The organism is Pseudomonas sessilinigenes, assembly GCF_003850565.1.
Classification (GTDB): domain Bacteria; phylum Pseudomonadota; class Gammaproteobacteria; order Pseudomonadales; family Pseudomonadaceae; genus Aquipseudomonas; species Aquipseudomonas sessilinigenes.
In genome coordinates this window covers 2,374,716-2,399,899 of the sequence record NZ_CP027706.1, presented here as the reverse complement: position 1 = coordinate 2,399,899, position 25,184 = coordinate 2,374,716, and the positions used below count along the sequence as shown (strand labels likewise).

Sequence of the window (25,184 nt, the reverse complement as noted above, 5' to 3'; positions counted from 1 at the left end):
GCGAACCACTTCCGTGCAATGCGGAACAGCGTCACCCCTACCCTTGCGAGTCACTTCGAACTGCTTCCCGATAAACACAAAAAGCTCCCCAGGAGAAGTTCATGACACACCCTTCGCTTTCGCTGTTGGGCGGCGCGCTGTTGGCGCTGCTCGGTACTGTCCAGGCACAGGCTGCCCCCGCGGCCGACCTGAGCCAGCTGGGCAATCGACTGACCCCCATCGGGGCCGAGAAAGCCGGCAATGCCGACGGCAGCATCCCGGCCTGGACCGGAGGCCTGACCCAGGCTCCCACCGGCTGGTCGGCCGGCCATGGCAATCCTTACGCCAGTGACAAACCGCTGTACTCCATCGACTCGCGCAACCTGGCCCAGTACCTGCAACTGCTGCCCGCAGGTCAAGCGGCCCTGATCAAGGCCTACCCAGGCTACCGCCTGGACGTCTATCCGACCCGGCGCAGTTGCCCGATCCCGGCCGAAGTGGCCGAGCGCACCCGCACATTCGCCGGCCAGGCACGCATTGGCAGCGATGGCTGGCGCCTGGAGCAGGCCGCGGGAGCAGCGGTACCGTTCCCGATTCCGCAGAACGGCATCGAAGCCATGTGGAACTACAAGCTGCGCTACATGGCCAAGGGACGTCGAGCGCAGATCTCGTTCCTGCTGCGCGAAAAGAATGCGGCCCTCTCCGAGGTCCGGCAGTGGGCCTACGAGTACTACCCCTACAACAATGCCGCGGTGAAAGCACCGGGCGACACCGACGGCATCGAGGCCAAGCTGCTGTATGACGTGCTATCGCCGTCGTCCAGGGCCGGGGAGATGTACCTGGTGCATGCCTTCCTCGACAAGGTACAGAGCTCATGGATCTATTTCCCCGGCCAGCGGCGTGTACGCCAGGCACCGTCCTTTGCCTATGACAACCCGATCGCCGGCTCCGACAACCTGTACTTCGTCGACCAGATCAACATGTTCACCGGAGCGCTGGATCGCTACGACTTCAAGTTGCTGGGCAAGCAGGAAATGATCGTGCCGTACAACTCCTACAAGCTGGTCGACAAGGCCAACAAGTACGAGCAACTGATCGGCCAGGACTACCTCAACCGCGATGTGCAGCGCTACGAGAAGCACCGGGTCTGGGTGGTCGAGGCCACCGTCAAGGCCGACAAGCGCCACTCCTTCGCCAAGCGCGTGTTCTTCTTCGACGAAGACAGCTGGAGCCTGTTGCACGTCGACATGTACGACGCCAAGGGCAACCTCTGGCGCGTCCAGGAAGGCAGCCTGTGGGCCGCTCCCGAAATCCAGGCCTGCACCAGTTTCGAATACCTGAGCTACGACCTGATTGCCCGGCGCTACATTGCCGATGGCTTCACCCAGGAAGGCCAGGTGCTGGATCTCACCGCCGGCCAGGAAGGCCGGGTCAACGACAAGATGTTCAACTCCAACGAACTGCGCCGTCGCGGCGAACGTTGATCGACCCGGGGAAAACGCCATGCACAAGTATAAAAAAGGCGGCGACTCGGTGCCCAAGCCAAGCCTCTGCTCGCGCAAGACCCTGGTCCTGACCATGACCGTGGCTTCCAACCTGGCCTGGATACCGGCCAGCCACGCCGTCCTCTTCGGCAGCGCGGACGGCCTGTCAGGCAGCTTCGACTCCACGCTCTCCTATGGTTTTGCCAGCCGCCTGCAATCCCCCGCATGCCGCCAGCTGGGCGGCGATAACGGTGGTTGCAACAACGGCATCGACAACGAGCTGGGCCGCTACTACAACCTCGGACGCGGCAACGGCTATGCCAATGCCGATATCAACTTCTCCAACTCCGACGATGGCGACCTGAACTATCGCAAGCACGATGTATATTCCCAGGTCGTCAAGGGCACCCATGAGCTGAGCCTGAAGTTCGGCGATGGCTGGAGCGCGCTCGGGCGCGTGGCCTGGGCCCGGGACTTCAAGATGGACGATACCCGGCGCACCGACCTGGAGCACACGGCCAAGCGCGATGCCACCGAGCGCTTCGACCTGCTGGACCTGTGGCTGGCCAAGAGCTTCGACATCGCCGACATGCCGGCCAAGGCCAAGCTCGGCAACCAGGTGATCAGTTGGGGCTCGGAGATCTTCATGTCCGGCGGCATCAACCAGATCAACGCCCTGAGCCTGCCCAAGTTCCACACCCCCGGCACCCAGCTCAAGGAAGTGTTCATTCCGGCACCGATGGCCTCGTTCAATATCGGCCTGACCGAGACGCTGAACCTGGAGGCCTACTATCAGTTCAAGTGGAATGCCTATGACGTGGACCCGGTCGGCACCTACTTCTCCACCACCGACGTGGTGGGCGAAGGGCGCCGCGCGATCTACTACCCCACCCACTATCTCGAGGGGTTGAGCCCCGGGGCCTGCGCTGGCACGCCCACGGGACGCTGCGGCGATCCTCTGAACACCGGCCTGGGCACCGCGCAACTGGTGGCAGCGGGCCTGGCGGTGCCTTATGCCGGCGAGCGCAAGCCGGGCGATGGCGGCCAATACGGCGTGGCACTGCGCTGGACCGCAGAGAGTATCGCCACCGAGTTCGGCTTCTTCTACCAGCGCTACCACGACAAGCTGCCATTCGTTGGCTACACCGCCCGCAACAACCCCGACAACCTGGTGGTGGACAACTACTTCATCAACTACGGCCAGGACAAAGACCTGTTCGGCATCTCGATGAGCACCATGGCCGGCCCCGTAGCCGTGGCCGGCGAGCTGTCGTTCCGCCCTCAGGACAGCGTCGCCATCGACCCCACCGTGCCCTTCGGCCAGGCCTTCAGCGGCGCGTACAACAAGTACAGCGTGTTCGATACCGGGGTGAGCAAGGGCTTCGTCAACGAACGCAAGTGGCAGGCCGACATCAACGCCATCTACAACTTCTCGGGCAACGACCCCCTGGGCTTCATTCCCGCCACGCTGGGTGCATCCGACGCCTTCATCCTGGCCGAAGCGGTGGTCACTCACTATCCGGGCCTGGATACCTCCGGCAAGGTTCCCTACGCCCTGCCGGACTACTCGATACCGGACAAGACCTCCTGGGGCTACGTGACCGAGTTCGGGATCAACTACCCGGACCTGTTCGGCAGCGGCATCACCGTCACGCCACAGTTGGATTTCAGCCATGACGTCCACGGCACCACCCCCAACGCCTCGCCCTTCATCGAGGGGCGCAGGTCGCTGAGCACGGCACTGCTGTTCAACTACCGCGACCGTTGGAAAGGCGGCGTGCAATGGGTGCAGTTCTGGGGCGGCGGCGCCAATAACCTGATGGCCGACCGTGATTTCCTCAGCGGCAATATTTCCTACTCGTTCTGACCCGGCCCCGGCTCGCCAAGGGTCCGGGAGCGGCTTGCCGCACCGGTCGCCACTGGCGGGCTGCGCTGTATCGAGGCATTCCATGCTGGCTTTTTTGGTGTCGACACTTGAGCGTTTCTTCTTCCGCCACCGCCTGGCTACCCTCGCCGTGCTGGCGGTGATCACCCTGGTCATGGGCTCTTTCGCTTCTCGCCTGGAGATGTCGGCAGGCTTTGACAAGCAGTTGCCGCAACAACATGCCTTCATCAAGACCTTCAACCAGTACCGCGATGTGCTGTTCGGCGCCAACCGGGTCATCGTGGTGCTGCACGCCAGGCACGGCGATATCTGGAACAAGCAGGCGCTGACCCGCCTGTACGACTTGACCCAGACCCTGTTCTTCCTGCCCGGGATCGACCGACGCAGCGTGACCTCGCTGTGGACCCCGAACATCCGCGCGGTACAAATCACCGAGCAAGGCATGAAGGCCGAGGACGTGGTCGGTGGCGATGTCACCGTCGGCACCCTGGACGAACAGGCGATCGCTGGTATCCGCGAGCGCACCATCATTGGCGGTTTCATCGGCAGCCTGGTGGCCAACGATCAGTCAGGGGCCATGGTAGTGGCCGAACTGGCCGACCCGGACCCGCAAACCGGCGCGAGACTGAACTACCTGGAGTTCAGCCAGCGCCTGGAAGACCAGGTGCGCAGCCAGTACGCCGACGCCGACTACGACATCCAGATCATCGGCTTTGCCAAGCAGATGGGCGATATCGGCGCCGGAGCCAAGAGCGTGGTGGAGTTCTTCGGCCTGGCCTTCGTCCTCACCGCCCTGGCGGTGTACTGGTACACCCGCTCCTGGGTGCTGACCCTGCTGCCGTTGCTGTGCTCGCTGGTGTCGGTGGTCTGGCAGTTCGGCACCTTGACGCTACTGGGCTTCGGCCTCGACCCACTGGCGATCCTGGTGCCGTTCCTGGTGTTCGCCATCGGCGTCTCCCATGGGGTGCAGCAGGTCAATTTCATCGCCAAGGAAATCTGCGCCGGGGCCACTGGCATGGGCGCTGCGCGCAGCAGCTTCCGGGGCCTGATGATTCCCGGCACCCTGGCCCTGATCACCGCCTTCGTCGGTTTCGCGACCCTGGTGCTGGTGCCTATCCCGATGATCCGCGAGCTGGCCATCACGGCCTCGGTAGGCGTGGCCTACAAGATCGTCACCAACCTGATCATGCTGCCGCTGCTGGCCAGCTACTTCAGCTTCGATCGTGCCTATGTGGCCCGCCTGGAAAAGCTGCGGGCCTGGCGCGACGACACCATGGTGAAACTGGGGCGGATCGCTGAACCTCGCAATGCGTTCATCGCCACCCTGCTGTGCCTGGTGCTCCTGGCCGTGGCGGTCTGGCAGAGCCAGGGCCGGCATATCGGCCATGTGCTGCCGGGGGCCCCGGAGCTGCACGCCGACTCGCGCTACAACCTGGACGTGCAAAGCGTGGTCGGGCACTTCGCCCTCGGCCTGGACCTGTTCACCGTCGCCGTGGAGACCCCGGCGGGTGGCTGCTACCAGCACGAGACGATGACCTACGTGGATCGCCTGACCTGGTACCTGGGCAACGTACCCGGGGTGCTCTCGGCGCAATCGCTGCCAGGCATGACCAAACTCGCGGCCTCCGGCGTCAACGAAGGCAATCCCAAATGGGCCGCGCTGCCCGCGGACGAGCTGTCGCTGGGCGAGGCCGTGCGCCAGGTGCCCGAGGCCCTGCGCCTGTACAACGCCGACTGCACCCTGCTGCCAATCAACCTGTACCTGGCCGATCACAAGGCCAGTACTCTCAAACGGGTGGTGCGGGCCGTAGAGGACTACCGCGAGCAGTACCCCATGGCCGGGGTCACCGTGCGCCTGGCCAGCGGCAACGCTGGCGTGCAGGCCGCCACCAACGAGGTGGTGGAGTCTTCCGAGCTGCCGATGATGCTCTATGTCTACCTGACCATCGTGCTGCTGGTGTTCCTGGTCTATCGCGATTGGCGGGCGATGCTGGCCTGCTGCCTGCCACTGACCCTGGCCACCTTCCTCGGCTACTGGTTCATGAAGGCGCTGGATATCGGCCTGACCGTGGCCACCCTGCCAGTGATGGTACTGGCGGTCGGCGTCGGCGTGGATTACGCGTTCTACATCTACAACCGCCTGCAGATGCATCTCGCCCAGGGCCGGGACATCGTCAGCGCGTTCCAGCACGCCCTGCGCGAAGTGGGCGTGGCCACGGTGTTCACGGCCCTGACGCTGTCCGTGGGAGTCGCCACCTGGTCGTTCTCGGCCCTGAAGTTCCAGGCCGACATGGGCCTGCTGCTGACCTTCATGTTCATGGCCAACATGCTCATGGCAATCACCCTGCTACCGGCATTGGCGGTGGTCCTGGAAACCCTGGTTCCACGACGGGGGCCGATCCGTGCGCCCCTGATTGCGCACTGAAAGAGGAGAACCCCCGATGCCTGCAATCCGCTTGCTGAGCCTGCCCCTGCTGCTCCTGGGCCTGGCCTTCGGCGACCAGCCATGGGCGGCCCAGATGCCCGCCAGCCCCCTGGACAATCCACAGCACGCCTCCCTGGTGGCGGTGGCCAAGGCCGGCCAACGCCTGGTGGCCGTTGGCGACCATGGCGTGGTGATCCTCTCCGACGATGGCCAAGCCTGGCACCAGGCGCGAAGCGTGCCGGTGGATGGCTTGCTCACCGCCCTGAGCTTCATCGACCCGCGCCAGGGCTGGGCGGTGGGCCACGCCGGACTGTTGCTGCACACCGACGATGCCGGCGAGACCTGGACCCGCCTGCCCGACCTGGAACAACAACCGGTGCTGCTCTCTGTATGGTTCGAGAATGCCCGGCACGGCATCGTCGTCGGTGCCTACGGCTACGCCGCGCAGACCCAGGACGGCGGGCAGAGCTGGCAACGCCTGCAAGTCGGCGAGGAAGGCAACGACCGACACCTGAACCAGATCTTCGCCTCCGGCCAGGCGGGCCTGTTCATCGCCGCCGAAGCCGGCAACGCCTACCGTTCCAGCGACCATGGCAGTACCTGGCAGGCACTGGACACCGGTGCCAGCGGCTCGCTCTGGAGCGGGCTCGGCTTGCGCGATGGCCGGGTATTGCTGGCAGGCATGAGCGGCCGGGTGCTGCTCGGCGACCCGTCGGGTACGCAGTGGCGCGCGCTGGACAACCCCAGCCAAGAGTCGATCACAGCGATCACCCAACTGGCCGACGGTCGCGTGGCCCTGGTGGGCAATGGCGGCCTGATCGCGGTCGCCGAGCAGGACCTCGAACACTTTCGCGTCACCCGCCAGGAACAGCGCCTGAACCTCTCGGCCCTGGCCCCTGGTGCCAACGGCCAGTTGCTGCTGTTCGGGCCGGCCGGCGTGCTCACCCATTAACCCTGCCCCTTTTACTTGAGCATCCAACTGGAGAGTCACCATGGCATCCGAAGCATTCATTCACGATTTCGCTCGGGAGTTGGCCAACCGCGCCTTCGCCCTGATCACCGTCCGGCGCCTGTGCGAGCGCCTGGAAGGCGACAAGAGCCAGGTGTTCTGGAAAACCTACTGGGACCTGGAACTCTTCAACGCCGATCGCTACGGGGCGGCGGCCCGTCACTGGGGGCTCGATGCCACGCCCGCCGCCATGACCCGGCTCAAGGCCTGGCTGATTTCATCGACCCCCAAGGTGCTGCTCGGAGCCCTGGTCAGGGTCTTCCACAAGGGCACCATCGATTACGTCGACTGGCTGCGCAAACTGCGCCAGGCCGGGCCTGTCGAGGCCCGGGCATTCCTGGACTACATGGTCGAGCAAGAGGTACTGCAGGTGGAAATGATGCAACTGGCGATCGCCGGTCGTTACTCGGACATCGCCCAGCGGGCCGACGCGTTCTTCCTCAAGTACAACGGCGTCACCCTCGGCGCCCAGGCCCCCTCAGAGTCCCAGGGCGCAGGGGCTTGAACCCCCCAAGGCAGTTTTTTACAGGACCTGGGGAGCGTCCCGGCCAGGCGATCTACAGCCCTGGACGGCCCCCACAGCAAGCGGCATCACCCAGGGCGGCCCCAACCGGGGCAGCGCCGGCGGAGGCCAAGACAGTCAACCCCGACAATGTTGGTACAGAGGTAAAAATGGCAACCCTTCCCAAACGCATGGCCGATGAGCTCTACCACGACCTGATGTCCTCCACCGCAGTGCTTGAGATCCGCCGGGAAGTCCGGGCATTCGCCGACGAATTCGTCGCCCCACGGGCCTACGAAATCGCTCACCGAGACGAGAGCGTGGCCAACTTTCCCCGGGACGTCTTCGATGCCATGGCGCGCCACGGCATCTTCCGCATCCCTTTCCTGACCCAGGATGGCGGGCTTGGCCTGGAGCACCGGGTGCTGGCCACGGCCACGGCCTGCGAAGAGCTGGCCTACCACAGCAATTCGATCGCGGCGATCTTCGACGTGCATTGCATCCTCGCCGGACGCACCCTGGAGCGAGGCAGCGACTTCATCCGCGAACGCTATCTGCGCCCTTTGATCAACGGCGACAAGATCGGCGCCTTCGCCACCACCGAGCCCCTGGCCAGCACCGACCTGTCACCCAAGGCCGTGGCCACCAGCGCCCGGCTCGAGGGCGATCGCTACATCGTCAATGGACACAAGCGCTTCATCACCAACTCGCCGGTCGCCGACTTCATCGTGGTGCTGTGCCGTAGCGAAGAGGACGGCATGGTGGAGCTGGTGGTGGAGACCGACCAACCGGGCGTACGCATCGGCAAGCCCGATCGCAAGATGGGCAATCGTGGACAACTGACGGCCGACGTGCACTTGCAGGATGTGGAAGTGCCCCTGGAACGGCGCATCGGCGAGCCCAACCAGGGGCTGCGGGTGGCCCTGTCGACCCTGACCTACGGCCGCATCGGCATCGCCGCTACCGGCGTGGGCATGGCCCAGTCGGCATTCGACCACTCCACCGGACACCTGCGCAGCCGCGAGGCATTCGGCAAGAAACTGGGGGCCTTCCAGCACTGGCAGTTCCGCATGGCCGAGCGCGCGACGCACATCGAGAACGCCCGCAACCTCTATATCAAGGCGGCCCTGCGCATGGACCTGGGCAACGAGTTTCCGGAGCCCGAAGCGGCCATGGCCAAGTACTATGCCACCGAAGCGGCCGGCGACATGGCTCGCGATGCCGTGCAGATTTTCGGTGGCTACGGCTTCCTGCGCGAGCTGGCGCAGGACGGCAGCCACTACAAGGTCGAGGAGATCTATCGCGACAACAAGATCAGCGAGATCTATGAAGGCACCAACGAGATCCAGCGCATGGTCATCGCGCGGCAGATCTTCGGCAAAGCCCTGGTGGGCTGACCCGCCCCTGGGGCATCCGAGCGCTGGAGCAGCCGGGCCGCGGACCGATCCGGGGCGCGCTGCGGCCCGGCGCCATGGGCCCCACGCCTGACCTCACTCCCCCGTGGTGACACGGCGATAACCGCTGTCGGGGCTGTTCACCAGCAACAGCCCCAGCAGGCCCAGCCCGAGCATCGCGACGATGGCCCCGCTGAGCCCCATCCAGGCGATGCCCGCCTGGCCGATGGTGATACCTCCCAGCCAGGCGCCCAAGGCGATCCCCGCATTGAAGCCGGCGATATTCAGCCCGGCCGCTACGCCCTGGGCATGGGGCGCATGCCGTTCGGCGACCCCGATCAAGCGGGCCTGTAGCGCCGGCACCGCCGCATAGGTGAACAACCCGAGCAAGGCCACCAGCACGAACATGGCCCCCGCAAACGTTGCCAGGCCCCACATGCCCAGCGTGCAGGCGGCAATGCCGGCGAGCACGATGGCACTGGCGCGGTTGACCCCGAGGCCGTCGGTCAAACGGCCGCCAAGCCAGTTGCCGACCGCAGCCAGCACGCCATAGGCCAACATGAAGAGGCCAAGCGTCGTGGAGCTGATCTGCGTCACTTCGGTCAGCAGCGGCGCAATGTACGTATAGGCGCTGAACGAACCGGCGTAACCGAGCACGGTCACCAGCGCCGCCGTCAGTAACGCTGGATGCAGGATCGCCTTGAGGGCCTGGCCCGCAGACTCGCGCTGTTGCCCCGCGACCCTGGCCGGCTCCCGCATGCCCAGCAACAAGCCAAGGAAACCCAATGCACCGAATGCGGCAATCGCCCCCAGCACCGGACGCCAGGACAGCAAGCTGCCCAGGTAGGTGCCAATGGGCACACCGATCGCCATGGCGAGGGTGAAACCGGCGAAGACCACGGCCACCGCGCGCCCCGCTTGCCCGGGGCCGACCAGGCGTGCTGCGGTGCTGGAGGCCACGGCCAGGAACAGGCCATGGCCCATGCCGGCGACGAAGCGCGCGACCAGTAGCAACGCCAGGCTGTTGGCGAACGCGGCAACCAGGCTGCCGGCACAGAACACCAGCACGGTCACCAACAGGGCGTGCCTGCGCGACCATCCAGCGGTCAGGGCACTGAAGATTGGTGCGGCGAACGTCGCGCCCAGGGCGTACAGGGAAACCGCACCACCGGCCTGCTCGACATTCACGCCCAGGTCCCGGGCAATAACGTCAGCCAGGCCGATGGGCACGAATTCAGCAAGGCCCAGGGCAAAGGCACTGAGGGTGAAGATATAGACGATGAATGGCATGGAAGCTCTCTCGAAACACTGGTTGGGCCGGCTCGTGGCCGTGCATGCGGCGGATCGTAGAGAGGCGTTACAGATACGAGAAATTATCCTTTATTGACCTTTACCAAAATATTTTTATAGCTCAAGCCGGGCTTGGCCCTATGCTGGCAAGCCCTTGGTCGGCGATGGATACCCTCGCCGGGCGCTTGTTGCTCAACCCCAGGAACACTTCGCGAGGGCGCCCACTGCGGCGCGATACCGTTTCATGAGCCATCTGGACCACCTGCGTACCTTCATCGAGGCCTATCGCCTGCAATCGTTCTCGCGTGCGGCCCAGGCCCTGGGCATGACCCAGCCTGGCGCATCGCTGCACATCCAGGCGCTGGAGGCCTTCGTCGGCAAGCCGCTGTTCGTGCGACGCTCACGCGGCGTGACCGCGACCGAAGCGGCGGACGAACTGGCGCGGGCCATCGGGCCGATGCTGGACGGCCTGGAAATGCGCATGGCGTCCTATCGCCTCGGCGATGAGATGAGCGGCACCGTGCACATCGCCGGGCCCTCGGATTTCATCCACGGCAAGATCGCCGCGGGCCTGGCGCCCCTGCTGGACCAGGGCCTGCAGATCCGCCTGCACACCGGCAATCGCGAACGCATCTACAGCCTGCTGGACAACTCGACCGCCGACCTGGCGATCACCGCGTCCCTGCCGGACGAGCATGCCCACGGTTTCGCCCGGCTGCTGACCGAACGATTCCTCTTGGTTCTGGCCCCGGAGCTGGCCAGGAAACTGGGGCCGCGCCCCTCGGCCGAGGAACTGGGGCAACTGCCACTGCTGGCCTACGATGAAGACCTGCCGCTGATCCGCCCGGTGTGGACGGCGCTGTTCCAGTTCGCGCCAACCCTGCAGGCCGCGCTGACCATTGCCGACCTGCGGATCATCCAGGACCTGGTCGTGCAGGGACAGGGCTGGAGCGTACTGCCCGACTACCAGTGCCGCGAAGCGCTGGAAGCCGGCCGCCTGGTGTCCCTGACTCCGCTCGAGGAGGCGCCCAGCAACGAGCTGTACCTGGTCTGGAACAAGACCTCGATGCGCAATCCACGGCTGGTCCATGTGCGCGATTTTGTCCTGAGCCTGTTCGCCGACGCTCACCCTTGAACGCCACGCTGCCCGGCCCCGGGAGCCGGTGCTAGACTGCGCGGCTTTTTTCCAGCAGGGCCGGCCAATGCAGCGCATCGTGATACTGGGCAACGCCGGGAGTGGCAAATCCACCCTGGCCCGTGAACTGGGACGCCGTCTGGCAGTGCCGGTGGTGCACCTGGACCGGCTGTTCTGGGAGCCCGGCTGGGTCGAGGCCGATACCGAGGTATTCCGCAGCCGGGTCCGCGAGGCCGTCGCCACGGATGCCTGGATCTGCGAAGGCAATTACTCGCGGCGCACCTTCGACCTGCGCCTGCCCCGCGCCGAGCTGGTGATCTGGCTCGACACCCCGCGCACCACCTGCCTGCGCCGGGTGTTCATGCGCAGCCTGCGCAACCGTCCACGCGCCGACCTGCCGGCAGGTTGCCGCGAGCAACTGAACCTGGAGTTCCTCAAGTTCCTGGGTTTCGTGTGGCACTTCGACCAGCACAATCGCCCGGGCATCGAACAGGTCCGCCAGGCCGTGGCGCCCCAGGTGCCGGTGATTCATCTGCGAGGCGTGCAGGACATCGACAGCTGGCTCAAGACGCTGCCACCCCGCCTGCCGGGCTGAACGCGACAGCCTGGACCGGTCGGCGGCCATGGCGCAAAAGCGCAAGACTTCCGGGTGAAAAACCGGATAATGGCGGCCTTTTCGTCTTGCTCGTTATTCTGGTAGCCCCCCATGGAAATCAAGGTCAACTTTCTCGACAACCTCCGACTTGAAGCCAAGTTCGATGACTTCACGGTGGTGGCCGACCAGCCGATCCGCTACAAGGGCGACGGTTCGGCACCGGGTCCGTTCGACTATTTCCTGGCTTCCTCGGCGCTGTGCGCCGCCTACTTCGTGAAGCTGTACTGCCAGACCCGCGACATCCCCACCGACAACATCCGCCTGTCGCAGAACAACATCGTCGATCCGGAAAACCGCTACAACCAGATCTTCAAGATCCAGGTCGAGCTGCCGGCGGACATCTCCGAGAAGGATCGCCAGGGCATCCTGCGCTCCATCGATCGCTGCACGGTGAAGAAGGTGGTGCAGACCGGCCCCGAGTTCGTGATCGAGGAAGTGGAGAACCTGGACGCCGATGCCCAGGCCCTGTTGATGCCGAGCCTGGATGCCGGCACCAGCACCCGCATCCCCGGCAAGGACCTGCCGCTGGAGCAGACCATCGCCAACATGTCGGCGATCCTCGCGGGCCTGGGGATGAAGATCGAGATCGCCTCCTGGCGCAACATCGTGCCCAACGTCTGGTCGCTGCATATCCGCGACGCGCAGTCGCCGATGTGCTTCACCAACGGCAAGGGCTCGACCAAGGAAAGCGCCCTGGCCTCGGCCCTGGGCGAATTCATCGAGCGCCTGAACTGCAACTTCTTCTACAACGACCAGTTCTGGGGCCAGGAGATCGCCAACGCCGAGTTCGTCCACTACCCCGACGAGCGCTGGTTCCAGCCAGGGCGCAAGGATGCCCTGCCCAAGGAAATCCTCGACGAGTACTGCCTCGGGATCTACAACCCCGACGGCGAGCTGCGCGGCTCGCACCTGTACGACACCAACTCCGGCAACATCGAGCGCGGCATCTGCTCGCTGCCCTTCGTGCGCCAGTCCGATGGCGAAGTGGTGTACTTCCCCTCCAACCTGATCGAGAACCTCTACCTCTCCAATGGCATGAGCGCCGGCAACACCCTGGCCGAGGCCCAGGTGCAGTGCCTGTCGGAAATCTTCGAACGGGCGGTCAAGCGCGAGATCCTCGAAGGCGAACTCGCCCTGCCGGACGTGCCCCAGGAAGTGCTGGCCAAGTACCCGGGCATCCTGGCGGGTATCCAGGGCCTGGAGGAGCAAGGCTTCCCGGTGTTGGTCAAGGACGCTTCCCTGGGCGGTGAATTCCCGGTGATGTGCGTGACCCTGATGAACCCGCGCACCGGTGGTGTGTTCGCCTCCTTCGGCGCCCACCCGAGCCTCGAAGTGGCGCTGGAACGCAGCCTCACCGAACTGCTCCAGGGCCGCAGCTTCGAGGGCCTGAACGACCTGCCGCAGCCGACCTTCGAGAGCCAGGCGCTGATGGAGCCGAACAACTTCGTCGAGCACTTCATCGACTCCAGCGGCGTGGTCTCGTGGCGCTTCTTCAGCGCCAAGGCCGACTTCGAGTTCGTCGAGTGGGACTTCTCCAGCCAGGGCGCCGACTCCAACGCCGAGGAAGCCGCGACCCTGTTCGGCATCCTCGAAGGCCTGGGCAAGGAAAGCTACATGGCGGTGTATGAGCATCTGGGCGCCACCGCCTGCCGGATCCTGGTGCCGGACTACTCGGAAATCTACCCGGTGGACGACCTGATCTGGGACAACACCAACAAGGCGCTGTTCTTCCGCGAAGACATCCTCAACCTGCACAGCCTGGACGAAGACGGCCTGCGCGACCTGGTGGAGCGCCTGGAGCAAAGCGAGCTGGACGACTACACCGACATCACCACCCTGATCGGCATCGAGTTCGACGACAACACCGCCTGGGGCCAGTTGACCATCCTCGAGCTGAAGCTGCTGATCCACGTGGCCCTGGGCCAGTTCGACCCGGCCAAGGAACTGGTGGAGATGTTCCTGCAGTACAACGACAACACCGTCGAGCGCGGCCTGTTCTACCAGGCCATGAACGCGGTGCTGGAAGTGCAACTGGACGACGAGCTGGAGCTGGCGGACTACGAAGCCAACTTGCGCCGCATGTTCGGCAACGAGCGGATGGACGCGGTGATCGGTTCGGTACAGGGCCGCGTGCGCTTCCATGGCCTGACGCCTACCAGCATGCAACTGGAGGGCCTGGACCGGCACCTGCGGTTGATCGACAGCTACAAGAAGCTGCACGCGGCACGGGCCAGGATGGCTGGCCTGGCCAGCTGAGGGCAGTGTCAGAATGAGCATCGGCAGTTGAACCAACAAACCTTGTCCATGCGCCTGGAGCGCGTCGCGGCCCAGGTGCCAGCCGGGGCGCGCCTGGCCGATATCGGCTCGGACCACGGCTACCTGCCGCTGGCGTTGCTGAGCCGTGGCGCCATCGAGAGGGCAGTGGCTGGCGAGGTGGCACTGACGCCCTTCCACTCGGCCCAACGCAGCGCTCGTGCCAGTGGTTTCGGCCAACGCATCAGCGTGCGCCTGGCCAACGGCCTGGCGGCAATCGAGCCGGGGGACGGGATCACCGCCATCAGCTTCTGCGGCATGGGTGGCGAGACCATCCGCGACATCCTTGAGACCGGCAAGGCACGCCTCAATGGCCGCGAGCGCCTGGTCATGCAGCCCAACGGCGGCGAACAACCGCTGCGTCAATGGCTGATGGACAACGGCTACGCCATCCTTTTCGAAGAGGTGCTGCGCGAGAACCGCTTCGACTACGAGATCATCGTCGCCGAGCGCGGCGCCAGCCCAAGCTACAGCGCCGAGCAGCTGTACTTCGGCCCGCTGCAGATGCAGGAGCGCAGCCCGGCATTCCTGGCCAAGTGGCAGCGCAAGTTGCGCCAGAAGCACAAGATCCTGGCCCACTTCGCCCGGGCTCAGCAGGCGGTGCCCGAGGAGAAACTCCAGGACACCCAGCGCAAGGCCCGCTGGATCAGCGAGCTGCTGGCCTGAGTCTGCAGCGCTGCTTTCACTGGTAAAACCCGCTGTGTATCATCGGCCCAGGTCGATGCTACCTGCCGCTCGCATCCGCAAGGAATGGTGAAAGCATCGCTGTCCCCCTACCCTGTCGTCACTCTTGACAGTCGAGGCCCGGCAATGCGAGCACCCCTGCACCTCGGCGAACAGGAGCAACGATGATCACTCTCGAATACGCCAAGCAAATGGCCAAGCGCCTGCGCACCGCGCTCGCCGCCCACGACCAGTCGATCAGCCACGCCACCGCGCTGGAAAGCGTGGCCCGGCAACTGGGCTACAAGGACTGGAACACCGCCGCCGCAGCCCTGCCCCAGGAGCAACCCCAGGGAATCAGCTTCGACAAGGCCATCCCGATCCTGCGGATGTTCGACGAAACCAAGGCTCGCGAGTTCTACCTCGATTTCCTCGGGTTCGCCGTGGAGTTCGAACACCGCTTCGAAGCCGACCTGCCGCTGTACCTGGGCATCAGCCGCAATGGCCTGCAACTGCATCTGTCCGAGCACCATGGCGATGCCAGCCCCGGGGCGACGATTTTCGTGCCGATGCACAACATCGAACAACTGCGCGATGAACTGCAAGCCAAGCGCTACGGCTACGGCCGCCCCGATATCGTCGAAGAAGACTGGGGCAAGACCCTGGAAGTCTACGACCCCTTCGGCAATCGCATCCGCTTCTGCCAGGGCTGATCCTGCGCCGATCATCCAGAGCGCAAACGATCCGCTCCACGGGCAGGCCCAGTGCCTGCCCGTGGACGCTCATGGGCTAGGGTTTCAAAAATCCACCGAGGCGGACAGCTCGAAGGTGCGTGGCGCACCCAGGCCCAGGCTGGTGGTCAGCGGCATTCCCCAGTAGGCCTTGTTGGTGAGGTTGCTGACGTTGCCCCGCAGGGTCACCGGGCGGTTGGCGACCTGGGTGGCGTAGCGGGCGCCCACGTCGAACAGGGTGTAGCCGGGAATCGACTGCTGGTTGTCGGCGCTGATGTACTGCTTGGACAGCGCCGTGGCGTTGGCGGTCAGCGTCAGGCCCTGCAGCACCGGGGTATCCCATTCCACGCCGAGCTTGCCTTGCAGTTCGGGATAGCCAGTGGCGTTCTTGCCGTCGTTGCGGCCACCCTCGGTCTTGGTCAGCTTGGGGTCGACATGGGCGACGCCGCCCATCAGCCGCACGTCGTCCAGCGGCGCCCCGAAGAAGCCCCACTCCACCCCGCGGTTACGCTGTTCGCCCCCCATGGAGTAGATGTTGGTGGCCGGATCGGTGTAGCTGCCGGGACGGGTGATCTCGTACAACGCCAGGGTATGGGTGAAGGAGCCCAGGTCGAGCTTCAGGCCGACTTCCTTCTGCTTGGTCTTGTAGGGCGCGAAGATCGCGCCGGCGTTGGCGGCGGTCAGCGGCGCCATGCCGCCTTTGCTCAGGCCCTCGATGTAGTTGGCATACAGCGACAGGTCGTCGGTGGCCTTGAACAGCACCGCGGCCGCCGGGGTGGTGGCGCTTTCGTCATAGCGCGAGGTGCGCTTGCCGGTGCTGACGCTGAAGGTATCGCTGAGCACCTCCTGGCGGCGCACGCCCAGGGTCAGTTGCAGGCGATCGTCCAGCACCGACAAGGTATCGGCCACGCCGTAGCTGCGCAGGCGGCTCTCGCTGTGCATGATCAGCGGCCAGCTGGTGGGCGCCTTGGGACCCCAGGTCGGGTGGTAGATATTGGTGGTCCAGTCGGCACCGGGCACCGAGCGACGCCCCCAATCCTTCTTCTTGTCCGAGTACTGGGTAGCGTTCAACGACCACTGGTGCTTGATCTCGCCCGTCTGGAACTGGCCCTTGAGGCCGGTTTGTGCCGAGACCTTGCGCACCTGGAACTTCAACTGGCCCATGCTGCTGCGCAGGTCGCCGGCATCGTTGATCACCGTGGCGATCATGGCGCCGTTGTAGGCGTAGTCGCTCTTGCTGCTGCCTACCGCGGCATAGGCGGTCAGTTGTTCACTGAGGTCGAACTCGCCACGCAGGATCGCGCCCTTGTCCTTGCTTTCCACCGTCGCCCAGTCGGGGTTGAGCAGCGAACCGGCCTTGGGCGGCCTGGGCACCGCAACCCCGGCAGCCAGGCCCATCCCACGGTTCTGGCCAGTGATGCGCTGGTCGGCGTCGTACAGGTCAAGGGACAACCGTGCGCGTTCGCCCCGCCAGTCCAGGGCCAATGACGCCAGGTCGGCTTTCTGCTTCTGGTGGTCGGTGGCCGCATCGCCTTCGCGGTGGACACCGTTGAAACGCACGCCGAACTGTTGGTCCTGGCCAAAGCGCCGGCCCATGTCCAGGTGCCCCCCGAGCTGCGAGTCGGACATGTAGCTGCCGGTCAGGCGTGTCAGCGGTTCGTTGCCAGCACGCTTGGGCACCAGGTTGACCGTGCCGCCCACCGAGCCGCCTGGCGGCATGCCGTTGAGCAACGCCGAGGGGCCCTTGAGTACTTCGATGCGTTCGTACATTTCAGGGGACACGCGATAGAACGGTGCCATGCCGAACAGCCCGTCGACGGTCACGTCGCTGATGTCCGAGGAGAAGCCGCGAATCGAGTAGTTCTCGCTAAAGGTGCCGGTCAAGCCGTTGCTGAACACTGCCGGATCGGTGGCGGCAATCACATCGGTGATGCTCTTGGCCTGGCGGTCCTCGATGTATTTCTCGGTGTAGCTGATGGTGCTGAACGGGGTCTCCATGAAGTCCTTGTTGCCCAGCAAGCCAAGCTTGCCCCCCGAGGCCACCTGCTCCCCCGCGTAGGCCGGTGGCAGGCTGGAGACGGCTTCGCCCTGGATCGTGGTGGCGGGCAACGCCAGTGCCCGGTCCTGGGTCGCTTCGGCCGGCTCGCGAACCTCTGCGCCCGCCGGCGCCGCCAGCGTGGCCAGGACCCCCAGGGCCAGCCCTGCCAGCCCGCGGTGGACGCCGACGGCCAGGGGTTTGGCGACCAACGCCTGGGAAAGGTGTGCATTGCGATGGAAAGAATGACGGTGAGTCACGCTACAGCTCCGTTGAAGTGAGAAGGCAGTGTTTTTTTGATTAGTTGGCTTGATTCGAATGCAAGAGCTAAGGCTGTTGATAATCACTTGCTACCACGCAAATACCGCGAACAGCCCTTAGCTCGAAGTCAGGGCTGATAACCCTTGATGACGTCGTCGATCATCAGCTTCACCGAGGTCGGGCTGGCGGCGGTGACGTACCAGGCCTGGGCATCGGCAAAGACCACACGGCCGTTCTTCCACGCGTTGGTCTGGCGCAGCAGCGGGTTGTCCAGGCTCTGGGCATCCAGGGCCGGGCGCCCTTCCATCACGGCGGTGCGGTCCACCACGTAGAGGATGTCGGGGTTGGCCTGCTGGATGAATTCGCTGGAGATCGGCTGGCCATGCAGGCCGGTCTCGCCCTCGGGGCTGGCCGGTTTCACACCCAGGGCATCGAAGATGAAGCCATAGCGCGAATGCGCGCCGAAGGAGCTGAAGGCGCCGTTGTTATGCAGCACGATCAGGGCGCGCTCAGGGCGACCTGCCGTGACCTGCCGGGCCTGCTGCACCCTGGCCTCCAGTTGCGCGGCCTGCTCCCGGGCCTGTTGCTGCTTGCCGAAGATCTCGCCGAGGCTCGCCAGGTGCTCCTTGATGACCTCGATATGCCGGCCCTGGCTGTCGCGGTAATCCACATCGAAATGCACTGTGGGCGCGATTGCGCTCAGCTCCTGGTAGTGACTGGCCTGCAGCGAGGTGATCAGGATCAGGTCCGGCTTGACGGCGTAGATCCGCTCCAGGTTGGGCTGGACGATCGCCCCCAGGTCCTCGACCTGGACCGCCTGCTTGTACCGGGCCAGGAAGTGCGGGATGAAATCCTTGGGCATGCCGGCCACGGGAATGCCCAGCTGGTCGAGGAAATCCACTTCGTTCATGTCCAGGGCCACCGTGCGCTGGGGCAGTCGCTCCACCAGCGTGGTGCCCAGCTGGTGCCGGACCGTGACCGGGGTATACGCCGGAGCCTGGTTGGCAGCAGCCGGAGCCTGGCCCGTCGCGGGCGAGGTGGCGGTTTTATCCTGGCAGCCCTGCCCGGCCAGGATCGCGGCCACCAACAGGGCCAACGTCCCATACCTGCTTGCGTGATGTCGGGTCATTTCAGTTCTCTTGCGGGGTTGAAGTAGTTGCACAGGTAGCCGCGGGCGTCATGGCTGATGCTGAAATCCAGCCCGTAGAGCTCTCGCAGCCGCTCTTCGGTCAGCACCTGGGCGACGCTGCCGGCGGCGTGCACGGCGCCCTTTTTCATCGCCACGATGTGGTCCGAGTAGTTGGCGGCGAAGTTGATGTCGTGCACCACCAGCACCACCGTGCGCCCCTGCTCGTCGCACAGTCGGCGCAGGGCGCGCATGATCTGCACCGCATGCTTGATGTCGAGGTTGTTCAGCGGCTCGTCCAGCAGCAGGTAGTCGGTCTGCTGGGCGATGGTCATGGCCAGGAACGCCATCTGCCGCTGGCCACCGCTGAGCTCATCGAGAAAGGCCGCGCGCAACTCCTGCAGCGAGAGGAAGGCAATGGCCTCGTCGATCGCCTGCTGGTCGGCCCGGGTCAGGGCGCCACGGCTGTAGGGAAAGCGCCCGAAGGCCACCAGTTCCTCGACCGTCAGGCGCAGGTTGAAGTCCGGCGCCTGGCGCAGGGTGGCCACCGTGCGGGCGTAGTCGCCGATGGCCATGCCACGGGTATCGCGGCCCGCCACCAGGATGCTGCCGCGAGTCGGTTCCAGCAGCCGCGCGATCATCATCAGCAGGGTCGACTTGCCCGCGCCGTTGGGACCGATCAGCGAGGTCAGGCGGCGGGCCGGGAACTGCACGTTGACCTCGTGCAGTACCGTCTTGGCGCCGTAGCTCTTGTGAAGGTCGTGGACGGTGATCATGCAGCTCCTCGGGTACGCAGCATCAGGGCCAGGAAGTAAGCGCCACACAACAGGTTGACCAGCAGGCCCACGGTGGTCTTGTAGTTGAACAGGTGCTCGACCAGCAGCTGGGCGAGCAGGAACAGGCCCACGGCGATGGCGCAGCCCAGGGGCAGCGTGACCCGGTGGCGGAAGGTCCCGGCCAGGGCATAGGCGATGTTCGCCACGAATACCCCCATGAAGGCCACGGGCCCCAGCAGGCTGGTGGACACCGCCACCAGGCCGGCGATCAGCGCCAGTTGCAGGCGCACGCAGCGTTGGTAGTCGACCCCCAGGGAGATCGCCTGGTCGCGCCCCAGCGCCAGCACATCGAGGGTCGCCAGGGTCTTGCGCCCTACCAGGCACAGCCCCGCCACCAGCAGCCCGGCGTACAGCAACTGCTGGGGCTGCACCCGGTTGAACGAGGCCTGGCTGAACCCCAGCAGCATGGAGAACTCCCCAGGGCTGGCCTGGTACTGGACGAACTGGGTGAAGGTACCGATGACCATGGTCAGCACCAGCCCCACCAGCAGCAGGAAGAACAGGTCGCGCCGGCCATCGCCGAACAGCCAGCGGTGCAGCGCCCAGGAATAGGCCAGCATCAGCAGCACCGACAACCCGAAGTTGCCATGGACGCCCAGCACCAGCAGACCGGACATGCCCAGCACCGCCACCAGTACCGCCTGCAACAGCAGGTACACCGCCTCGTAGCCCATGATCGCCGGGGTCAGGACGCGGTTGCAGGTCAAGGTCTGGAAGGCGATCGACGACCAGGCGACGCACACCCCGCCAATCACCATCGCCCCCAGCCGGACCAGGCGCCTGGGGATCACCTGGGCAAAATCCAGCCCCGAGTCCAGCAACAGGAACAGCAGCGCCAGGGCGAACACCCCAAGCCACACCCCATAGTGCGAAGGTTTCATCGGCGCCCCCGTACCAGCAGGATCAGGAACAGCACACCGCCGAGGCATCCGGCCGTCAGGCCGATGGGCACTTCGTAGGGGTAGATGACCAGGCGCCCCACCAGGTCGCAGACCAGCAGTAGCGATGCGCCGCCCAGGGCCACCAGCGGCAGGGTCCGGCCCAGCTGGTCACCGTGGCGCAGGGCGACCAGCTGCGGGATCACCAGGCCGACGAAGGGAATCGAGCCCACGGTGATCACCGTGGCCGATACGGTCACGGCCACCAGCAACAACCCCAGGGCCACCGTCGCCGGATAATTCAGGCCCAGGCTCGCGGCCATGCCCTCGCCCATGCCGAGCACGGTGAAACGCTGGGCATACAGATAGGCCAGGGCCACGATCGGCAGGATCAGGTAGATGATTTCGTAGTGGCCCTGGACCACCCGGGAGAAGTCCCCGAGCAACCAGCCCTGCATGCTTTGCAGCACGTTATGGCGATAGGCGTAGGACTCGGCGAGTGCGCTCAGCACGCCGCCGTACATCAGGCCGATCACCGGCACCAATGCTGCGCTGCGCAACGGCACGCGGCGGATGATCAGGACGAAGGCCAGGCTCGCGGCGAAGCACACCCCCAGGGCGAACAGCATGCGCCCCAGGGTGCCGGCGCCCGGCAGCAGCACCAGCGACAGCAGGATGCCCAGCTTGGCCGCATCCAGGCCGCCGGTGGTGGCCGGCTCGACGAACTTGTTGCGCACGATGTGCTGCAGGATCACCCCGCACACCGCCAGCCCCACGCCGCTGAGCACCAGCGCCATCAACCGTGGCAGGCGGCTGGCGGTGAGGGTCAGCCAGGCATCGCCGGCCCCGGACAACAGCTGCCCCAGGGAGAACTGCCGGGCGCCCACCAGCAACGAGGCGCAGCAGAGGATGACGAAGGCCCCCAGCCAGCTGGCACGCATCAGCGGGACGCTCCGATCCGCCAGCCCTGGGCAGCGCCACGCGGGTCGAGCAAACGCGCGTAGTACCCCGGTCTGGCACGCAGCTCATCCGGTGTTCCCTGCTCCACCACCCGTCCCTGCTCCAGCACTACGATCTGGTCGGCCATGGCCACCGTCGACAGCTGGTGGGCGATGACCACCAGTGTGCACTGGCCGCGCAACCTGGCCAGGGCCTGGGCGATGACCGCCTGGTTTTCGGCATCCAGGGCCGCGGTGGCTTCGTCCACCAGGAGGATCGGCGCCTGCTTGAGCAGCGCCCGGGCAATGGCGATGCGCTGGCGCTCGCCTCCCGACAAGCGCGCCCCGCCCTCGCCCACCTGGGTGTCGATGCCCTGGGCCAGGCGTTCGATGATCTCCACAACACCGGCCTGGCGCGCGGCCTCCATGACCTGGGCGGCACTGGCCTCGGGGTCGCCCAGGCGGATGTTGTCGGCAATGCTGCCCTGGAACAGGTAGGAATCCTGGAAGATCTGGCTGATGTGGCCGGCCAGTTGCGCCTCGGACATCTGCCGCACATCCACGCCACCGACCCGTACGCTGCCCTGGTCGACCTCGAAGAACCGGGCGATCAGCCTGGCCAGGGAGGTCTTGCCCGAACCCGACGCGCCGATCAACGCGGTCATGCTGCCCGGCGCCAGGCGCAGGCTGACGTCCCGCAGGACCTCGGGCTGCCCGGGGCCATAGGCGAAGCTCACGCCTTGCAGTTCGACCGAGGCATCGCCCGGCGCCTGGGGCGACTGGACCTGGGACAGAGGCGGCACGGCGAGGATTCGGCTGGCTTCTTCGAGCTGGCCCAGGGCCCCGCGCAGGGTCTCGCCATAGCTGGCCAGCTCCAGCAGCGGATCGACGAAGCGGCTGACCACTACCAGGGTCACCGCCAGGGCGATGGCCGGGCCGGTTTCCAGGCCCAGGCCCAACAGGCGTTCGAGCCACAGGCCGACACTCACCAGCAAGGCGGCGAAGATGCCCTGGACCACCCAGGTGTTGAGCACCGAGGATAACGACGACAAGTAGATCAAGCGCCCGGCGGACTGGCGCTGCTGGTCGATGGCCTGGCGCAGCAGGCGCGTGCCGCCCTGCTCGCCGTTGAACGCACGCAGCACCGACTGGGCCTGGGCGAACTCCACCATGCGCTGGCTGGTGTCGGCGAAATGCGCATGGAAAGCGCTATCGGCGCGACGCCCCAGGCGGGTCGAGAACGACACCGCAAGCGCCAGCAGCGGCAAGGCCAGGAGGGCCAGCAATCCGGTCGGCCAGTGCAGCACCCCCAGGGCGACGACCATCGCCAAGGGAGTCATCGCGGCACTGATCAGGGGCGTGAACACATGGGCCGGCAACTGCGCGATGGCCATCATGCCCTGGGTGATGACGTGGCCCAGCCGGGCGTTGTGCTCGGGCGTGAACCAGCCTACCGGCAGCCGGGCGATATGCTCGCCCATGCGCAAGCGCACGCCTTGCAGGACGGCGACACCCACCGCGACCCCGGCGCGCTCCACCCGGCGCCGCCAGAGCCAGCACAGCAGCACACCGGCCAGCAACAGCGCCAGCCAACCGATGGCCGCTTGCGTGTCGCCGGCCAGCAAGTGGCCGAGCAAGGGCACCAGGGCGGTGATGGTCAGGCCGCTGAGCAGGCCATAGCCCACTGCCATCCAGGCATAGCGACGCAATACCGGGACATCCTCGCCCAGCAGTTGGATGAAGGTCTTCAGCATGGTTGTGCTACCTGTTCCTTGCGGGTATCGCCATAGCCACCGAGCCTCCAGAGCCGTGCATACAGCCCTGCGTGCTCGAGCAATTGGGAGTGCCGGCCCTGTTCGCGGATACGGCCGTTATCGAGCACCACGATGCGCTCGGCGTGCATCACGGTGTCCAGTCGATGGGCGATCACCAGCAGGGTGCGGCCCTGGGAGAAACGCGCCAGTGCTTCCTGGATCGCCACCTGGCTTTCGGCATCCGCCGCGGCCGTGGCTTCGTCGAGCACCAGCACCGGTGGGTCGAGCAGTACGGCTCGGGCGATGCTCAGGCGTTGCTGCTCGCCCCCGGAAAAATGCGCGTCCTCGCCCACCACCGAGTCGTAGCCCCGTGGCAAGCGCAGGATCTGCTCATGGATATTGGCCAGGCGCGCGGCCGCTTCGATCTCCTGGCGGCTGGCCGAGGGTTTGCCCAGGGCGATGTTCTCGCCGACGCTGGCGTGGATCAGGCGCACGTCCTGCAACACGAAGCCGATATGGCGGTAGAGGCTGGCGCTGTCGAGTTGGCGCAGATCGACACCCCCCAGGGTGATGCGCCCGGTGCTGGGGTCGAAGAACCGCAGCAGCAGCCGCGCCAGGGTCGACTTGCCGGCGCCGGAAGGCCCGACGATGGCGGTGGTGGTACCGGGTTCGAGCACCAGGTCGATGTCCGCCAGCACCGGATGCTCGGGGTCGTAGCCATAGCTCACCCGCTCCAGGCGCAGCTCATTGCCCTGGGGCTGTTGCCCCGCACCGGGGGCCGGCTGTTCCAGCACTGGGGTCTGCAGCAAGGCCTGCACCCGCTGGGCCGCGCCGGTGGCACTGCCCAGGTCGTGGAGGATGTAGTGCAACAACAATACCGGCGCGCACAGCCCCGGGGTCACCAGGGCGAAGGGCAGCACGTCCAGCGGCGCGGCCCAGCCCTGGCTCACGAACAAGGTACCGGAGGCCAGCACCACCCCCAGTACCGAGACTGGGGCGACCATCGCGTTGGCGTTGGCCATGGCCGCCACCAGCGGACGGGTGAAGGCAATGAAGGTTTGGGCGAAGGCGTCGATCGCCTCGCGGTAGCGCACATGGGCCTGGCCACTGCTGCCAAAGGCCTTGATCACCGGGATGCCGTTGACGAATTCGACCACCGCATTGTCGATGCGCCCAAGGCCAGTGACGATCTCCTGCATGTTGGCGCCACTGGACTTCATGGCCCGCCCCAGGAACAGGAAGAACCCGGGAAACGGCAGCAGCGAGAGCAGCGCCAGGCGCCAGTCCATGGCGAACAGGTAGATCACCCCGATCAGCAACGCACCGCCGGCACGGCCCAGGGTGGTGAAGAAATGCGCGGTCAGGTTGTGCAGCGTGCCGATGTCGTCCTGCATCGCCCGCTTGACCTCCCCCGAGGCGCGGCCGGTGAACCAGCCCAGCGGCACCAGGGTCAGGCGCTGGACGATCGCCAGGCGCAATTGATGGGTGATGCGGTTGTCGGCCAGGTGCGCCTGCAACTCGCCGGCGCAAAGCAGCGCCATGCCGCAGAACAGGCTCGCTACGCCCACCAGCAGCAGCCAGCCAATATCGCCGGCCACATGGGTGGCGTCGCCCAGGGCCAGCCTGGCGATACGTTCGATAACCGCCAAGGGGACCAGGGTCAGCATCGATCCGCTGGCGGCCAGGACGGCCGCCGTAATCAGCCGACCGCGCACGGGAGTCAAGACCTGGCTGATCGGACCCTGGGCCTTGGAGTTGGCCGAGGTCGCGTCGTGGGTGCTCATAGATGAAGTTTTCCAGACATTCGAAGACCGGCCTGCCCCACCCGCCCCGGTAAACGGAGCCGGAAACCCTGGCCGGGGGTAGCTCATGGATAGATCTGAGAATCAGA

General features: G+C 65.7%; 19 protein-coding genes. 11 read left to right on the top strand and 8 right to left on the bottom strand.

Annotation, left to right across the window (positions count from 1 at the left end):
- Positions 1 to 101 precede the first annotated feature (101 nt).
- The 6 genes from C4K39_RS11230 (at position 102) to C4K39_RS11205 (ending at position 8,681) form a co-directional block, all read left to right on the top strand.
- Positions 102 to 1,463: a DUF1329 domain-containing protein gene (locus tag C4K39_RS11230; protein ID WP_124346374.1), complete on the top strand. Its 1,362-nt coding sequence runs from the start codon at positions 102 to 104 to the stop codon at positions 1,461 to 1,463.
- A gap of 19 nt (positions 1,464 to 1,482) precedes the next feature.
- Complete coding sequence (locus C4K39_RS11225) at positions 1,483 to 3,330, top strand: DUF1302 domain-containing protein (protein ID WP_124346373.1); 1,848 nt, start codon at positions 1,483 to 1,485, stop codon at positions 3,328 to 3,330.
- Between the two features lie 82 nt (positions 3,331 to 3,412).
- Entirely contained in the window at positions 3,413 to 5,773 is a 2,361-nt protein-coding gene (locus C4K39_RS11220; protein WP_124346372.1) for an efflux RND transporter permease subunit, read from the top strand.
- Positions 5,774 to 5,789: 16 nt separating this feature from the next.
- Positions 5,790 to 6,725, top strand: coding sequence for a WD40/YVTN/BNR-like repeat-containing protein (locus C4K39_RS11215; protein WP_124346371.1), 936 nt, complete (start codon positions 5,790 to 5,792; stop codon positions 6,723 to 6,725).
- A gap of 40 nt (positions 6,726 to 6,765) precedes the next feature.
- Positions 6,766 to 7,287: a hypothetical protein gene (locus C4K39_RS11210; RefSeq protein ID WP_068588054.1), complete on the top strand. Its 522-nt coding sequence runs from the start codon at positions 6,766 to 6,768 to the stop codon at positions 7,285 to 7,287.
- Positions 7,288 to 7,454: 167 nt separating this feature from the next.
- Entirely contained in the window at positions 7,455 to 8,681 is a 1,227-nt protein-coding gene (locus tag C4K39_RS11205; RefSeq protein ID WP_124346370.1) for an acyl-CoA dehydrogenase family protein, read from the top strand.
- A 93-nt stretch (positions 8,682 to 8,774) separates the two neighbouring features.
- On the opposite strand, the gene C4K39_RS11200 is transcribed toward C4K39_RS11205, so the two are convergent.
- A complete protein-coding gene (locus C4K39_RS11200) occupies positions 8,775 to 9,968 on the bottom strand; it encodes an MFS transporter (protein WP_124346369.1) in 1,194 nt (397 codons plus the stop codon).
- A gap of 244 nt (positions 9,969 to 10,212) precedes the next feature.
- Between C4K39_RS11200 and C4K39_RS11195 the strand changes: the two genes are divergently transcribed.
- The 5 genes from C4K39_RS11195 to C4K39_RS11175 all read left to right on the top strand — a co-directional run bounded on the left by C4K39_RS11195 (position 10,213) and on the right by C4K39_RS11175 (position 15,447).
- Positions 10,213 to 11,103, top strand: a complete 891-nt coding sequence (locus C4K39_RS11195; RefSeq protein ID WP_124346368.1) for a LysR family transcriptional regulator — start codon at positions 10,213 to 10,215, stop codon at positions 11,101 to 11,103.
- Positions 11,104 to 11,170: 67 nt separating this feature from the next.
- Positions 11,171 to 11,698: an AAA family ATPase gene (locus C4K39_RS11190; protein ID WP_068588043.1), complete on the top strand. Its 528-nt coding sequence runs from the start codon at positions 11,171 to 11,173 to the stop codon at positions 11,696 to 11,698.
- Between the two features lie 111 nt (positions 11,699 to 11,809).
- Positions 11,810 to 14,014: an OsmC domain/YcaO domain-containing protein gene (locus C4K39_RS11185; protein ID WP_124346367.1), complete on the top strand. Its 2,205-nt coding sequence runs from the start codon at positions 11,810 to 11,812 to the stop codon at positions 14,012 to 14,014.
- 27 nt (positions 14,015 to 14,041) lie between these two features.
- On the top strand, positions 14,042 to 14,737 hold the full coding sequence (locus tag C4K39_RS11180; protein WP_068588037.1) for a tRNA (adenine(22)-N(1))-methyltransferase: 696 nt from the start codon (positions 14,042 to 14,044) through the stop codon (positions 14,735 to 14,737).
- Between the two features lie 182 nt (positions 14,738 to 14,919).
- Positions 14,920 to 15,447 (top strand): glyoxalase superfamily protein, encoded by a 528-nt coding sequence (locus C4K39_RS11175; RefSeq protein ID WP_068588034.1) that lies wholly within the window; start codon positions 14,920 to 14,922, stop codon positions 15,445 to 15,447.
- Between the two features lie 84 nt (positions 15,448 to 15,531).
- Here C4K39_RS11175 and C4K39_RS11170 read toward each other — a convergent pair whose 3' ends face one another.
- The 7 genes from C4K39_RS11170 to C4K39_RS11140 form a co-directional block, all read right to left on the bottom strand.
- The gene (locus C4K39_RS11170) at positions 15,532 to 17,760 is read right to left on the bottom strand and encodes a TonB-dependent receptor (RefSeq protein ID WP_437179371.1); all 2,229 of its coding nucleotides are present in this window, start codon (positions 17,758 to 17,760) and stop codon (positions 15,532 to 15,534) included.
- A 128-nt stretch (positions 17,761 to 17,888) separates the two neighbouring features.
- A complete protein-coding gene (locus tag C4K39_RS11165; protein WP_124346366.1) occupies positions 17,889 to 18,890 on the bottom strand; it encodes a siderophore ABC transporter substrate-binding protein in 1,002 nt (333 codons plus the stop codon).
- Entirely contained in the window at positions 18,887 to 19,663 is a 777-nt protein-coding gene (locus C4K39_RS11160; protein WP_124346365.1) for an iron ABC transporter ATP-binding protein, read from the bottom strand. The genes C4K39_RS11165 and C4K39_RS11160 overlap by 4 nt, the downstream gene beginning before the upstream one ends.
- On the bottom strand, positions 19,660 to 20,604 hold the full coding sequence (locus C4K39_RS11155) for an iron chelate uptake ABC transporter family permease subunit (RefSeq protein ID WP_124346364.1): 945 nt from the start codon (positions 20,602 to 20,604) through the stop codon (positions 19,660 to 19,662). The genes C4K39_RS11160 and C4K39_RS11155 overlap by 4 nt, the downstream gene beginning before the upstream one ends.
- A complete protein-coding gene (locus C4K39_RS11150; RefSeq protein ID WP_124346363.1) occupies positions 20,601 to 21,542 on the bottom strand; it encodes an ABC transporter permease in 942 nt (313 codons plus the stop codon). Before C4K39_RS11150 ends, C4K39_RS11155 begins: the two co-directional genes overlap by 4 nt.
- On the bottom strand, positions 21,542 to 23,293 hold the full coding sequence (locus tag C4K39_RS11145; protein WP_124346362.1) for an ABC transporter ATP-binding protein: 1,752 nt from the start codon (positions 23,291 to 23,293) through the stop codon (positions 21,542 to 21,544). Before C4K39_RS11145 ends, C4K39_RS11150 begins: the two co-directional genes overlap by 1 nt.
- Positions 23,287 to 25,077 carry an ABC transporter ATP-binding protein gene (locus tag C4K39_RS11140; RefSeq protein ID WP_068588016.1) on the bottom strand — a complete coding sequence of 597 codons (1,791 nt, stop codon included), beginning with the start codon at positions 25,075 to 25,077 and terminating at the stop codon, positions 23,287 to 23,289. Before C4K39_RS11140 ends, C4K39_RS11145 begins: the two co-directional genes overlap by 7 nt.
- Positions 25,078 to 25,184 lie beyond the last annotated feature (107 nt).